This window comes from Acutalibacter sp. 1XD8-33 (assembly GCF_003612555.1).
GTDB lineage: Bacteria > Bacillota > Clostridia > Oscillospirales > Acutalibacteraceae > Acutalibacter.
In genome coordinates this window covers 32468-46951 of record NZ_RAZF01000022.1, presented here as the reverse complement: position 1 = coordinate 46951, position 14484 = coordinate 32468, and the positions used below count along the sequence as shown (strand labels likewise).

General features: G+C 60.1%; 10 protein-coding genes. 3 read left to right on the top strand and 7 right to left on the bottom strand.

The window, feature by feature from the left end; genetic code table 11:
* Window positions 1-793 precede the first annotated feature (793 nt).
* On the top strand, window positions 794-1213 hold the full coding sequence (locus D7X94_RS12935) for a phage tail tape measure protein (RefSeq protein WP_147401732.1): 420 nt from the start codon (window positions 794-796) through the stop codon (window positions 1211-1213).
* A 157-nt stretch (window positions 1214-1370) separates the two neighbouring features.
* Here D7X94_RS12935 and D7X94_RS12930 read toward each other — a convergent pair whose 3' ends face one another.
* The 7 genes from D7X94_RS12930 to D7X94_RS12900 form a co-directional block, all read right to left on the bottom strand.
* A complete protein-coding gene (locus tag D7X94_RS12930) occupies window positions 1371-1784 on the bottom strand; it encodes a hypothetical protein (RefSeq protein WP_120428097.1) in 414 nt (137 codons plus the stop codon).
* A gap of 130 nt (window positions 1785-1914) precedes the next feature.
* Window positions 1915-5415 (bottom strand): helicase-exonuclease AddAB subunit AddA, encoded by a 3501-nt coding sequence (gene addA / locus D7X94_RS12925; RefSeq protein WP_158591022.1) that lies wholly within the window; start codon window positions 5413-5415, stop codon window positions 1915-1917.
* A 619-nt stretch (window positions 5416-6034) separates the two neighbouring features.
* A complete protein-coding gene (locus D7X94_RS12920) occupies window positions 6035-6823 on the bottom strand; it encodes a flavodoxin family protein (protein ID WP_120428095.1) in 789 nt (262 codons plus the stop codon).
* A 7-nt stretch (window positions 6824-6830) separates the two neighbouring features.
* Window positions 6831-7256, bottom strand: a complete 426-nt coding sequence (locus D7X94_RS12915; protein WP_120428094.1) for an aspartate carbamoyltransferase regulatory subunit — start codon at window positions 7254-7256, stop codon at window positions 6831-6833.
* Window positions 7250-8197: an aspartate carbamoyltransferase gene (pyrB, locus tag D7X94_RS12910; RefSeq protein WP_120428102.1), complete on the bottom strand. Its 948-nt coding sequence runs from the start codon at window positions 8195-8197 to the stop codon at window positions 7250-7252. Before pyrB ends, D7X94_RS12915 begins: the two co-directional genes overlap by 7 nt.
* 75 nt (window positions 8198-8272) lie before the next feature.
* Window positions 8273-9022, bottom strand: a complete 750-nt coding sequence (locus D7X94_RS12905; RefSeq protein ID WP_120428093.1) for a YebC/PmpR family DNA-binding transcriptional regulator — start codon at window positions 9020-9022, stop codon at window positions 8273-8275.
* A gap of 139 nt (window positions 9023-9161) precedes the next feature.
* Entirely contained in the window at window positions 9162-9749 is a 588-nt protein-coding gene (locus D7X94_RS12900) for a flavodoxin family protein (RefSeq protein ID WP_158591021.1), read from the bottom strand.
* Between the two features lie 417 nt (window positions 9750-10166).
* On the opposite strand from D7X94_RS12900, the gene recJ reads away from it, so the two are divergent.
* Entirely contained in the window at window positions 10167-12215 is a 2049-nt protein-coding gene (recJ, locus tag D7X94_RS12895; protein WP_158591020.1) for a single-stranded-DNA-specific exonuclease RecJ, read from the top strand.
* A gap of 41 nt (window positions 12216-12256) precedes the next feature.
* Entirely contained in the window at window positions 12257-14470 is a 2214-nt protein-coding gene (locus D7X94_RS12890) for a RelA/SpoT family protein (protein ID WP_120428090.1), read from the top strand.
* The last annotated feature ends 14 nt before the right edge of the window (window positions 14471-14484 follow it).

Below are 14484 nucleotides of genomic sequence, written 5' to 3'. Positions count from 1 at the left end.
AGAAAACTCATGAGACACAACGAAGCCGGGCTTTCTCCTTGCGCACCCTTGGCGTTGTGTCCATTATAGCATTCCTCCGCCCTCTTTGGAATATAAAAAGCAAATTAATTCTGAAAAATTCACGGAAATTCTTTCTATTTCTCTGGAAACCATGCTATAATGTACGCAAGGCATACATTGCGGAGAAGCCCTGAGATGCGAAGCATCTCTCTTTTCCGGCGGAAAAGCATCAGACTTCTCCAAGCAGATTTATGCTATAATATCCGCAGAATATTTCAGTAAAGCCGGATTTGCGCGGCAAAGCAATAAATCGCGCAGGCGATTCGGCAACACGCAAAACAAATTTTTTACAGGTTTTGAGAGTCATACGGAGTGGCCTCCGGCCGCCAGGGTCTCACCCTGGACTGGACCAAACTTTTTGAAAAAAGTTTGGATCAAAAACTTTTAACCCTGGTTGGCTTTTGCGCACTCAGCTGACCAGCGTAAAAGTTTTGTAGACTTCGCGTAGCGAATGTTTTACTTTTCTCAAAAGTGGCGGGGTGTGGAGCAGCGCTCCACGAATTTGCCGTAGCCTCCGATCTATGGCGGCGGAGGCCACACAGTATTACTCTAGAAAAGTATACTTTTTAAGACCTTGGGGACGCTGTCCCCAAACCCCTGCGGCCTTTAAAAAGGCCGGCGAAACTTTTACCCACTCCTCGCTTCGCCCGTCGTGAACGTTTTCAGTGTTTTAGCTTAGCTAGCCAGCGTAAAAGGTTTGTCCACTTTTTCAAAAGTACCGTAGCCGCGTCCTTTGCGGCGGAGGGCATTTCTGCGGTGCAGAAAACCACCGGCCTTCGGATTCGCCCTGTGGGACACCTTCGGCTATGACCTGCAGGAATCTGCCCGGACGGCCAACGCCTTAATGAAAAATTTCGGCCTTTCCGCAGACGAATTTGCGAGTGGGCTGATCAGCGGTTCCGAAGCCGGTGTTTTTTCGATTGACAAGGTGGGCGACGCGGTAAAGAAATTTAACCTGCGCGTGATCGACGGCAGTAATACCACCACCGAAGGCTTTCAGGCCCTCGGCATGGACGCGGACACTATGGCGGCCCGGTTTGCCGCTGGCGGGGATTCGGCAAGGGTCCCAGTCAGGGGCCTCGACCTCGCCGCTGGTCACGTCATAGGCCATGTCTTGCAGGTCGCTGGAGATGCCCCAGATTTTGAATCTTGACATTGTTAGCATAAAACGTGGAGCGATTCCAAGAGTTTATGGTGTTGTAGCGGTAGTGACGGGCAAGGAAACCGGTCATGGCCTCCTGGCTGCGCTTGTTGACTTTTTGGTACAACATGGCGTTCCTCCTTTGAGCCCGGTGAGGGGCCGGATAATTTCAGAGGAACACCCGGCACTGTGAGATGCAAAAAAGGAGCCTACCTGGAATTGGCCTGCTCCTCTTTTGAAAATGTCTTTCGTTTGTATAGAATCCAAAGGTCAGCGGGATGCCACCGCAGCAGTCCGCTTGCTTTTGCTGGCCTTGGTCAAACTGGTGTACGGCCCCATTAGCAAGGAAACTGGGCTTCAGGCCTTCCTCAATCCACATGTCGATAGCCTCCGCCAAAGTCAAATTGGACGCCTGCGTCACAAACAGTCTGTTCTCGTAATCGTCCATGGCCTTGCGCATCATCCGCTCTGTCTCAGCCTTGCTCTCCGTACCGGCCCGCTCAATCTGCCTTGGCTTCCCGTCCTCGCCGGTTATAGTATCATTTTTCCGGTCCCTTTTTCTACAAACAGAACCCTTTGCCATAATAAAGCCTTCCTTTCGGATATGGAAAACGGCACCGTCTGCGGTGGCTGGGTGGACGAGCACACAGCCGGACGGGAACTTTGAGCTGGGCTCCTCCGCCCGGCGATGGTGGGTTCCGGTCCCCAGGGCCTCACCTAACGTATTCTTTTCCGCTGCTCTCGCTTAGCCAGGTGGAATAGAGGATCATCTCTCCCACAGGGAGGCCGGTGACCTCCTCCATGGCAAAGGCGTATAAACGGATCTGCACCCCATACCGCTGCCAAAGCTCCTCCACATCCTCCACCCGGTCGGTTTTGAAATCGATGATGTGCAGCCGGCCCTCTTCCAGAAAGGTGCAGTCCACGGCCCCCTGCAAAACCACCGGCTCTCCCCGGGCCTCTGTGCCGGGCTGGGCCATCTCCGCCGGAATCGCCGCCGTAAAGCGCCGCTCCTTCACCACCTCTTCCGAGGCCAGCACCCGCCGGCCCAGCTGCCCCCGAAAAAAGGCCCGCACCCGTTTCACATCCACGGCGTCTGCCTGCTCCGGGGTAAGATACCGCAGCTCTTTGAGCCGCCGGATCTCTCCCTCCGGGTCTCGGGCAGCGGCGGGGAAGTCCGCGAACTGCATAAACTCGTGGAGGGCGATTCCCCGCTGGGCGGGAGTCATGCCCTTTTCCCCCAGCCAGGCGGGCTTTGACAGGTTCAGTTCTCGGCTTCCCCCTTGCTTTGCCGCCAATTTAGAGGCAGACACCTTCGCGGGCACGTCCAGGCTCTCCTCATGGGGGTAGACAAAGCCCGTCCGGGCCTTCACCTTCTCATAGAGATCCCGGTCTGGCGGGCAGGCAGGCTTCTCCTCCTGCTCCACCTGGATTTCTCCCGGCTCATAGCGGCTCAGTCCGATCACCCAGGGGGTGTAGTCCTCCCGCTCCACAGCGGCGTCTGACGCCCCGCCCGCCCGGCGCAGAGCCTCGCCGTCCGGATGGCGCAGGGCGCACATCATTAGCCATTCCCCGGCATTTTTCGCCTTGCGCACAGAAAAGGCCCCTGGTTTTCCACCGCCCAGTCCCATGGCGGCTTTCTCCAGCACAGCATCCATATCCCGGCCGGAGGACACCAGGATCAGCTTCTCCTTGGCCCGGGTCATGGCCACATACAGCACCCGCAGCTCTTCGGCCCCGGCAGACCGGGCGGATTCCAAGGCAATGGCCTCCCTGGCGGTGGTGGTATACCTGGCCCCGCTTTTCGGGTCCTTCAGCTTGACCCCCAGGCCCAGCTCCGGGTGAAGAAGCACGTCGCCGGTCTGGTCCCCGACGAAATTCCGGCCGCAGCCAGCCACAATGCACACCGGGAACTGCAGGCCCTTGGACTTGTGGATGCTCATAATGCTCACTCCGCCCCTGCCCTCCGGCTGGAGCTCGGCCCCCTGTAAGTCAGAGCCGCTGTCCCGCAGCCGGTCCAGAAAGCGCACAAAGCCCGAGAGTCCATGATAGCCGGAGCTCTCGTATTCCTGGGCGTACCGCTGCAATAGCAGGAGGTTTTCCAACCTACCGGAGCCATCCTCCATGGCCAGTACCATATCCATATAGCCTGTGCGGCCATACAGGGCCGTGAGAAAGGCGTCGGCGGGCATGGTGGCGGCTAGATCCCGCAGGCGGCGCAGTTCCTCCAGCACCCGGGCGCAGCGGGGGTCTGTCTCGCCCGCCCGGTTCAAAGAGGTATAGACGGAAACCTCCTTTTCCTCCGCCCGCAAACCGGCGGCGTCCCCGGCGGAAAAGCCGCAAAGGGGACTCATGAGCACCGCCAGCAGGGGGATGTCCTGGTTTGGGTTGTCGATCACCCGCAGCAGCGAGAGCATGGTCTGCACCTCCGCCGCGGCGAAAAAGCCCCCGCTCACTGTGGCCCGGGCAGGAATGCCCAGCCGCTTCAGCTCCTGGGCGTACACATGGGCGTATTTGTTGGCGCTTCTCAGCAGAATGCAGAAGTCCCCGTACCCGGCGGGGCGCTCGGTCTCGCCCTCGCTGACGGTGAACCCGCCCTCCACCATGGCCCGGATCCGCCCGGCGATGTAGGCCGCCTCCGCCGTCTCCGCCGGGACGCTGCCCCGAGAGATAAACTGAACTTCGGTTTCGCAGCCGGGCTTCTCCCGGTAATCCGCGCCGCAGACCAGCCGCTCCTCCCCGGTGTAGTCAATGTCCCCGGCCTCCCGGCTCATCAGCTGGGAAAAGACGAAATTCACCGCGCCGGTCACCTCCCGGCGAGAGCGGAAGTTCCTGTCCAGAACAATGCAGGCGGGGTAATGGTCCAGGGCCCGGTCATATTTCTCAAACGCCCGGCGACACCGGAGGAAGATCTCCGGCATGGCCCGGCGGAAGCCGTAGATGCTCTGCTTTACGTCTCCCACCATGAAGAGGTTCCGGCCCTGATCCGACACCGCCCGGAAGATGGAGTCCTGCACCTCGTTGATGTCCTGATACTCGTCGATCATAATCTCGTCGAACCGGGCGGCCACCTCACGGGCGGCCTCTGTGGGATTCCCCTCCCCGTCCAGGAACAGCTGGATGGCGTAGTGCTCTAGGTCGCTGTAGTCCAGGAAGCTCTTGTCCCGCTTCTTCTGCTGGTAGCGCCCGGCAAAATCCAAGGTCAGTTCCCCCAGGCTCCGGAGGAGAGGAGCGGCGGACTCCAGCTCCCGGAGGCTCTCCGCCCGGGAAACCCTCAGCAGCCGGGAGAGGCCCTCCAGGGCCTTTTTGACCTCCTTACGGCAGTTTTCCAGGCGGAGGGCCAGGGGATCCTCCTTGGCCCCGGCGGGAAGTCGCTTGGTCCGCCTGGCCGGGGCGAAAGTTTTTTGCAGCAGGGCGGCGGTGTCCCAGTCCCCCTCTTTAGCGGCGGAGGCCAGGGCAAGGCAGGCCTGCCGGTCCGTCTGGAGCACGGGGGCATAGCTCTCACCGATCTCCCCGGCCCCCTCGCAGAGGCCCAGCCCGCCCCCCAGAAGCCCGGCGCAGTACTCCGCCGCCTCCCCAGCATATTCCAGAACCACCCGCTCCCAAGGGGACGCGTCCCCGGCGGAGGCCATTGCCACCTTTTCCGCCAGCCACTTCTCCGGGAAGGGATGGCTCTGCATGAACCGGTACAGGGCAAGGGCCATCTGCATCAGCCGGTGGTCGTCCCGCTCGGCGGCAAAGGCGTCCGCCAGCTCTCGGGCCGCGCCGCCGCTGTCGAAGAGCCGGGACATGGCCTCCTCCAGGGCCTCGTTCATCATCTCCTCCTCCCGCTTGTCCGAAAGGATCTTGAACTCCGGGGAGAGGCCCAGCAGGTGGAAGAACTCCCGCACCATCTCCGCGCAGAAGCTGTCCACTGTGCCGATATGGGCCTGGCGCAGCAGGATGCTCTGGCGGCGCAGAAGCGAGTCCCTGGGATTCTGACGCAGCATTTCGAAAAGCCGGGCCTCCAGCCGGGCGCGCATTTCCGCCGCCGCCGCCTTGGTGAACGTGACGATGAGCAGCCGGTTGGCGGGGGTGGGGTCCTCCCGGCAGGTGAGCCGTTCTACCGCCCGCTGGACCAGCACCGCCGTCTTTCCCGAGCCCGCCGCAGCCGCCACCAGCACCGTCCCCCGTCGGGACTCCACCGCGTCCCGCTGGCTCTGGGTCCACTCCACAAAACCGCCCCCTTGGAATTTGCCTCCACAAGGTCGTGGGGTTTCACCCCACACCCCACAAACTTTTTGAAAAAAGTTTGATCAAAAACTTTTACCCACTCCTCGCTTTGCTCGTCGTGAACGTCTTACGGTTTTCGCAAAGCTACAACACATTACGCGGTCAAGGGGCGTTAGGCCCCTTGTGGGGTTTGGGGCAAAGCCCCAAGGTCTTGCCCTTGACCTTAACACCTGAGAAAACAACGCAGGAAGATAGGGAAACAGTCCAGTGGACTGTTTCCCGTAAGAAACCCACGTATGGGGTTTCTTATCCCGACTGCGGAGCAGGCGGGACAATCCCTTGGAAACCGGAACCAGCCAGCGGCTTCCCATCCCGGCTTTCGCCTTCTGCCGTCCCCGCGTGTGAATAGTCAGCCCAACGCACTCCGCCTGGGGCGCGTTTCAAAAAGTACAATATTTTTTAACGCGCCCCAACCCCGGTGCGCGCTCAGCACCCAGCTTGGCAGAGTTTTGCTTTGCAAAACGGAAAGATAGACCGAGCCGTGCGAGTGTCTATCTTTTTGACACCATGACGAAGCCCAGCTTTATCCTATCACCATTCTTGGCGTTATGTGCCGCAGATCTACTTCCTATACGTAACCACCATGGACTTCGCCAGCTTTTTCCCCAAGAGAAAGATCAGCCGCCCAAACAGCTTTCTGGCGGGGGTCAGGGGAATCCCCGGCGCGTAGCTCATGCCCAGGTATTGGGGCCAGAAGCGGTTGTCCTCCGTGGGATACTCCCCGCCGCTGTTCCCCGCGCACATGGCCTGGAACAGGTTGAAGGGGATCAAAACCCCAAAGCCGGGAACGTGCATCTTCCCGGACCGCAGGTCGCGGTAAAATCGTTCTGTGACGGCATGCGTCTTTCCCAGGTCCTTCTCCGTGGGCCGGTAGGCGTTCCAGCTCAGCGCCGCCACGGGCAGCTGGTAGCATCGGTTGAAGCCCCACCCGGAAAGTACGGCGGCCAGAGCCTTTGTGGCGCCCCTGGCGCCGATGCCCCCGGTGGTGCTGATGACGAGGGCTTTCTTTGTGAAATACCTGGGCCGGTGGAGCAGGAACGCCATATGGTCCGTGAGGTTCTTCAGAATGCCCGGCAGATGCCCCTGATAGCACGGCACGGAAAAAATCACCCCGTCGCACTCCTCCAGCAAATCCATCACCGGTTGGATGGCCTCGTGATGGGGGCAGGTCCCAGGGCCTTTGCGAAAGCAGCTGCTGCACCCTGTACAGAAGGGAAGGCCAAGCTGGGAGAGCTGTACCTCCCGGAACAGAATGGCCGGGTCCAGGGCCTTCAGCATCTCCTTGGCCTTTTCTGTGAGCAGCCAGGTGTTTCCCTTGCGGGGTCCGCCGTTGACGATCAGGATTTTCACGGGGCCCTCACCCCTCCTCGCTGAGGAGCTGTTCGCAGTACTGGCAGCGGTAGCGGTGCTTCTCTCCGTCGCAGAGGTAGAAAATCTGGTCCACGTCCTCCACGCTGGTGATGCACCGGGGGTTCTTGCAGCTGACGATGTTCACCAGCCGCTGGGGCAGCTGGGGGCGCTTCTTCTCCAGGAGCTTCCCGTCCCGGATCACGCACACCGTGGCGTGGTCGTCGATGAAGCCCAGCACGTCCAGGTCCACGTCCATCACGCCCTCGATCTTGATGATGTCCTTGCGCCCGAACTTGCTGCTGCGGGCGTTGCGGATGATGGCCACGCAGGTGTCCAGCCTGTGGAGCTCCAAGAGCTCGTATACCCGCATACCCCGCCCGGCGGTGATGTGATCGATGACAATGCCGTTCTCGATGCTGTCGATGTTCAGCATGGTTCTCCCTCCTTCTCCAGAATGTCCGGCTCCAGGCCCAGCAGAGACAGAATCAGCGCCATGCGCACGAAAACCCCGCCCCTGGCCTGCTGGAAGTACAGGGCCCTGGGGTCCTGGTCCACCTGCTGGTCGATCTCGTTCACCCGGGGAAGGGGGTGGAGCACCGCCAGGTCCGCCTTGCCCATGCGCAGCTTCTCCGGGGTGAGGATGTAGGAGTCCTTCAGCCGCACGTAGTCCTCCTCGTTGAAGAACCGCTCCCGCTGGACCCGGGTCATGTACAGCACGTCCAGTTCCGGCATAACTTCCTCCATCCGCCGGACTTCGGTGAAGGGATGCCCCGACGGTCCCAGCACCTCCTTGAGGATGTACCCCGGCGTCCGCAGCTCCTCCGGAGAGATGAGCACAAACCGGATGCCCTCGTACCGTACCAGGGACTTGATGAGGGAGTGGACCGTGCGGCCGAATTTCAGGTCCCCGCACAGGCCGATGGTCAGGTCTCCCACTTTCCCCCGGCAACGCCGGATGGTGAAGAGATCCGTCAGGGTCTGGGTGGGGTGCTGGTGGCCCCCGTCTCCTGCGTTCACCACGGGAATCCGGGAGTACCGGGCCGCCACAAAGGGCGCGCCCTCTTTGAAGTGCCGCATGGCGGCGATGTCCGCGTAGCCGGAGATCATGCGGATGGTGTCCGCCACGCTCTCGCCCTTTGCCGCCGAGCTGCTCTGGGCGCTGGAGAAGCCCAGCACCTGCCCCCCCAGCCGGAGCATGGCCGATTCAAAGCTCAGCCGGGTCCGGGTGCTGGGCTCGAAAAACAGGGTGGCCAGGATTTTCCCCGCGCACCGGTGGGCGTATTCCGAAGGCTTGTCCATGATTGTCTCCGCCAGCCCCAAGAGCCGGTCTGTCTCCTCCCTGGTGAAATCCAGTGGATCGATTAAATGCCGCATCGCGCCGCCGCCTTTCTCAAAAAATTCCGCCGCAAAAGGCCGTGGGCAAACCAATTACCCACGGCCTCCCCGCCGTCAATCTTCCTCGTCCTCATCCTCCGGGGCGTCCCAGTTGTGCCAGACGTTTTGCACGTCGTCGTTGTCCTCCAGGAGGTCCAGCATCTTCTGCATTTTGACCACAGTTTCCTCATCAGAAATGGCTGTGTAGGTGTCGGGCACCATCTCCACCTCGGCGGAGACAAACTCGTAGCCCTTCTGCTCCAGATCCTCCCGGACCCCGCTGAAGTCGCCGGGCTCGGTGGTGATCTCGAACACGTCCTCATCCGCCGCGAAGTCGGAGGCGCCGGCCTCCAGGGCGTCGGCCATCACCGTATCCTCGTCTAGGCCCTCGCGCTCCACCACGATGACGCCCTTCTCCTTGAACATAAAAGAGACGCAGCCCGTGGTGCCCAGGTTTCCGCCGTATTTGTCAAAGGCGTGGCGCACGTCTGCTGCGGTGCGGTTGCGGTTGTCCGTAAGGGTCTCCACGATCACCGCCACCCCGCAGGGACCGTAGCCCTCGTAGGTGATGTTCTCATAGCTGTCAGCATTGCCCTCGCCTGCGGCTCGCTTGATAATGCGCTCGATGTTGTCGTTGGGCACGTTGGCCGCCTTGGCCTTGGCGATGCAGTCCTTCAGGCGGGAGTTGGCCGCCGGGTCCGCGCTGCCCCCCTCTTTCACCGCCACCGCCAGTTCCCGACCAATCTTGGTAAAGACCTTAGCCTTGGCGCCGTCGGCCTTCTCCTTTTTCCGCTTGATATTGTTCCATTTTGAATGTCCAGACATAGTAAAACCGCCTTACTGTATAGTATCTGATCTATATCTATCATAAATCTGCTTGGAGTTTTCCGGTACTTTCGAGCAACAAAAGACGAGCCTTACAGGCAAGAGGGAAACTCCGAATGTACGCTCTGCGTACATTATATCACATTTCTCCCAGGATTTCAAGAGCCAGGGCCCGGGCTTTTTGCTGGGCGGTTCCCAGGTTTTCCCGGCCCCGGTCCGTGCCCGCCCAGACCGCGCAGCCCCGCAGGGTGGTATTCATCACGCTGAAGGCCCGCTCCAACTGATAGGCGCAGACCTCCACGGGGAAATCCTCCTCTCGTCCCATAGAGAGCAGCAGCGCCGCTTCCCGGTGCTTTTTGACGGGGGGCCGTTTCCCCAGGGAAAACCTGGCCTCAAAATACCGCTGGGTGCGGTCCAGCAGGGCCTTCATGGGGGCGGGGAACGAGGCGTTGTACACCGGGGCGGCCACTATCAGCAGGTCGGACCGGCGCAGGGCCTTGTCGAAGCCGTCCAGGTCCGGGAACTGACAGGCCTCCTTTTTGGCGCAGGCTCCGCAGCCTGTGCAGGGGTGGGGATTCATGGCGTACAGGTCCATCTCCTCCACCAGCCAGTCCTTGCAGTCCCGGAAAACCTCCAGAAAGCTCCCCAGAAGCATCCGGGTGGAGCCGTGGCTGTGGGGGGACCCGAACAGCACCAGCGCGTGTTTTTTGCGATCCAATATGTTCATTATTGCCTCCTTGCGGACCGGTTCCGACTCTGTTTTTATATACTTTTTGAGAGATCGCGTGCGTAGCCCCTTGCCTTTCATAAGGTGTATTCTTCCTGGAGTTTTCGAGGACCAGGGGACCGATTGTCCCCCAAATAAGCGCTCTGCGTACATTATATCATGTTCTGCGAAGATGTCAAATAGAAAGGCCGGCGCGGCACAGGACGCCTTCCGAAAAAACCGGGCAAAATATCCTGGTTCTCTTGCAAGTTTCCCAAAACCATGGTAAAATATATTGTTATATAGTCAATGAGCTTGAAAGTAGTCTTTTCAAGATTACAGATAAAGGCAACAACTTTATCTGCTTGTGATTTTGATACGTTTGAAGTGTTTGACTATAAACCCATTGGATATCTGGGATCTCAAGGTGGATATATTGTGAATATAAAGTTATGGGATCTACCGCCCTTGGATAAAGAGGCTGCGGTAAATCTGGCGAAGGACTGCGGTATCCCGCCTCTGCTGGCGGCGCTTTTTATGGTTCGGGGTTTTTCTGATCAAGAAGGGGTCTCCCGCCTGCTGAGCCGGGAACGGCTCTCGGACCCCTATCAGATGAAGGATATGGACCGGGCTGTGGCGCGGATTCGCCGCGCCCTGGAAGATTTTGAGAAAATCGCCATATATGGGGACTACGACGCGGACGGGGTCACTGCCACCGCCATCCTCTACACCTATCTGCGGGGCAAAAATGCCGACGTCTCCTTCTACATCCCCCAGCGGGACGGAGAGGGATACGGCATGAACCTCTCTGCGGTGGACACCCTGGCACGGGAAGGCGTGGAGCTGATCATTACCGTGGACAATGGGATCTCCGCCAACCAGGAAATCGCCTACGCCAAGAGCCTGGGAATTGATGTGGTGGTCACGGACCACCATCAGCCCCATGAGGAAATTCCAGAAGCCGCCGCCGTGGTGGACGCCCATCAGATGGACGACCAGAGTCCTTTCCGGGAGCTCTCCGGGGCCGGGGTCGCCCTGAAGCTGCTCATCGCCCTGGAGGACGGAAACGCGGAAGCCATCCTGGCTCAATATGCCGATCTGGCCGCTGTGGGCACGGTGGGGGACTCCGTCCCCCTGCTGGGAGAAAACCGCCAGATCGTACTGGCGGGCCTGGAGCAGATCAACCAGCGCCGGCGTCCCGGCCTGGACGCCATTCTGGACTTAAACGGCGATGGGGCCACCTCTACCAAGCTGGCCTTTTCCGCCGTACCCTGTATCAACGCCACCGGCCGCATGGGCGCCCCGGAACGGGCGGTCCGGCTGCTCACCTATGAGGACAGCCAGAACGCCCTGGCCCTGGCGGAGGAGCTGCGGGGGGACAACCGGCGGCGGAAGGCCGTGGAGGCCCAGCTCACCGCCCAAGCCTGCCAAATCGTGGAGGAAAACCCTGGACTGGCCGCAGAACGGATCCTGGTCGTGGCCGGGGAGAACTGGCACCATGGGGTTGTGGGCATTGTGGCCTCCCGCCTTACCGAACGCTATGGCAAGCCCTGTTTTGTGCTCTCCTGCGAGGGGGACTCCGCCCGGGGCAGCGGCCGCAGCGTGGAGGGCTTTTCCCTGTTCCAGGCGGTGAGCGCCTGCAAGGATCTGTTGGAACGGTACGGCGGACATCCCATGGCGGCCGGCGTCACTCTGCCGGTGGAGAATATTCCGGAATTTGCCCGCGGGTTGAACCGGTTCGCTCAGCTGAACTGCCCAGAGATGCCTGCCCTCACTCTTCGGCTGGACTGCTCCCTGAAACCCGCTGCCATCAATCTGGAAACCCTGGCCGCGCTGGAGCCTTTGGAGCCCTTCGGCGCGGGGAACGCCCAGCCCCTCTTCGCCATCTGCGGCGTGGAGCTGAAGGGGGTGCGCCCGGTAGGCAGCGCGGGGATTCACTCCCGCCTTCTCTGCCGGCGGGACGGCCGCAGCTTTCAATGCGTACTGTTCGGGGTGGGGCCGGGAGATTTTCCCTATCCCCTGGGGGCCCGGATTGACTTGGCCGTAAATTTACAGCTGAACACCTATCGGGGAGAAAACAGCGTGGAAATTTTAGTGCGGGACGTGAAGCTCAGCGGGCTGGATCAGAGGGCCTGTCTGAAGAGCCTGCGGATCTATGAAAAATTTCTCCGCCAAGAGCCCCTCTCCCCCCAGGAGGCCCAGGAGCTCTCTCCCACCCGGGAACAGCTGGCGGTTTTGTATAAGACCCTGCCTTTAAAGCCCGGTCCGGCTTTGGGCGCGGAATTGCTGCTAAGCAGCTTAGCCCCCCAGGGCTTTACCCTGGGAAGGCTGCTGTTCAGCCTGGACCTGCTGCGTCAGGCGGAGCTGATCCAGGGCGGGGTGCGGGGGAATTTCATCTCTGCCGGCCGGATCCCCGTTGAAAGCAAGGTGGATATTTTCGCAAGCCCCATGCTTGCCCAGCTGAAAGACCTGCAAAAAGCGGTATAGGCAGCCTGAGGCCCGCCGTTTTGAAAAAGGAGGAGTATTGTATGCCAGCGGTAAGACAGATCAGCACCTATGAGGAGCTACAGCAGATTATCAAGGAGAGCGGGAAGGAATTCGACCGGGTGTTGATCGGGCAGGCTTACCGGCTGGCCGAGCGGATGCACCGGGAGCAGAAGCGCAGCTCCGGCGAACCCTATATCATCCATCCCCTGTCCGTGGCGGCGGTTCTGGTGGATCTGGGCATGGACACCCAGTCCGTGGTGGCCGGCCTGCTCCATGACGTGGTGGAGGACACAGAGTACACCCTGGAGGAGATCGTGCAGGAATTCGGCCAGGAGGTGGCCCTGCTCATTGACGGGGTCACCAAGCTGGACAAGATTCCCTTTTCCTCCCGGGAGGAGGAGCAGGCGGAAAACCTGCGGAAAATGCTGATGGCCATGGCCCAGGACATCCGGGTCATCATTATCAAGTTCGCGGACCGGATGCACAACCTCTCCACCCTGGAATTCATGTCTCCCCAAAAACAGCGGGACAAGGCCCGGGAATGCCTGGAAGTCTACGCCCCCATCGCCCATCGGTTAGGTATGCGCACTGTGAAGGAGACTATGGAGGACGTGTCCCTGAAATATCTGGACCCCGCCGCCTATCAGGAAATCGAAGATTACCTCACCTCCCGCAGCACTACTCGCAGCCAATTCATCCTGGGGCTCAAGGACCAGCTCCGGGAGCGGCTGGAATCCGCCGTGCCCCAGGTCTATATTGAGGGCCGGGTGAAAAGCATCTACAGCATCTATCGGAAAATGTTCATCCAGGGCAAGGAGTTCGAGGAGATCTACGACGTGTTCGCCATGCGGGTGATCGTGGACACCATCGAGGACTGCTACAACGTTCTGGGCGTGGTCCATGACATGTTTACCCCCTTGCCAAACCGCTTCAAGGACTATATCTCTACCCCGAAACCCAACATGTATCAATCCCTGCATACCACGGTCATTACCAAAGCCGGGGTGCCGTTTGAGGTACAGATTCGCACCTGGGAGATGCACCAGACAGCCGAATACGGCATTGCGGCCCACTGGAAATACAAGATCGGCATGTCCGCCAAGCAGGCCGACAACCGCTCGCTGGACGAGCGCCTCTCCTGGATCCGCCAGATGCTGGAGAACCAGGCGGACACCGAGGATATCACCGATCTGGTCCACTCTATCAAAAGCGACCTGATTCCCGAGGAGGTGTTTGTGTTCACCCCCAAGGGGGACGTGGTGAACCTGCCCCAGGGCAGCAGCGTCATCGACTTTGCCTATGCCATCCACAGCGCCGTGGGCAACCGGATGGTGGGCGCCAAGGTGGACAAGAAGATCGTGCCCTTGGACTATAAAGTAAAGACCGGGGAGATCATCGAAATCCTCACCAGCAAGGAGACCCGGGGGCCCAACCGGGACTGGCTGACCATGGTGCGCACCAGCGAGGCCCGCAGCAAGATCCGGGCCTGGTTTAAAAAGGAGCGTAGGGAAGAGAACATTGTAGAGGGCAGGGCTGAGCTGGAGAGGGAGCTCCGCCGCAGCAGCATTCCCATAACTCCGGAGCTGATGAACTATATGGTGGAGAGCATCGGCAAGCGCCACAACTGCTCCACCGCCGACGATCTGTACGCGGCCATCGGCTATGGCGGGGTACAGATCTGGAAGGTGATGCCCCGGATTCGGGAGGAGCACCAGCGCATGGTAAAGGCCGCCGCTCCCCAGCCCTTCAACCAGGACCTTCCCCCTCTGGTACAGAACACCCCCGCGCCTTCTAAGAAGGTGGCCAGCGGGGTGCTGGTGGATGGGATGGACAACTGTCTGATCAAGCTCTCCCGCTGCTGCAATCCCCTGCCAGGGGACGACATCATCGGCTTTATCACCCGGGGCTTCGGCGTTTCCATCCATAAGCGGAGCTGCCGCAACGTTCCCCAGGACCTGTCCGACTGTGCCGAACCGGAGCGCTGGGTAAATGCTCACTGGGAGGGCGATGTCAAGGATGATTTTAAGTCCACCCTGCATATTGTAGCAGTGGACCGGGGCGGGCTGTTGTTCGACGTGACCCAGCAGCTCTCCAACATGAACATTTTTATCCACTCCCTGAACTGCCGCCAGGAGAAAGGAGGCCCCAACGCGGTGATTTCCGCCACAATCTCTATCAACGGCCTGCAGCAGCTTCAAAACATTATTGACCGGCTGTCCCGGATCAAAGGGGTTCTGTCTATTGACCGCACATGACGCCCAGCTTGACA

Bases quoted from the DNA above. Each gene is read 5' to 3' on its own strand.
- D7X94_RS12905 (WP_120428093.1), bottom strand. From the start codon at position 9,022: ATGTCTGGACATTCAAAATGGAACAATATCAAGCGGAAAAAGGAGAAG.
- D7X94_RS12900 (WP_158591021.1), bottom strand. From the start codon at position 9,749: ATGAACATATTGGATCGCAAAAAACACGCGCTGGTGCTGTTCGGGTCC.
- D7X94_RS12930 (WP_120428097.1), bottom strand. From the start codon at position 1,784: ATGGCAAAGGGTTCTGTTTGTAGAAAAAGGGACCGGAAAAATGATACT.
- pyrB (WP_120428102.1), bottom strand. From the start codon at position 8,197: ATGCGGCATTTAATCGATCCACTGGATTTCACCAGGGAGGAGACAGAC.
- D7X94_RS12915 (WP_120428094.1), bottom strand. From the start codon at position 7,256: ATGCTGAACATCGACAGCATCGAGAACGGCATTGTCATCGATCACATC.
- D7X94_RS12890 (WP_120428090.1), top strand. From the start codon at position 12,257: ATGCCAGCGGTAAGACAGATCAGCACCTATGAGGAGCTACAGCAGATT.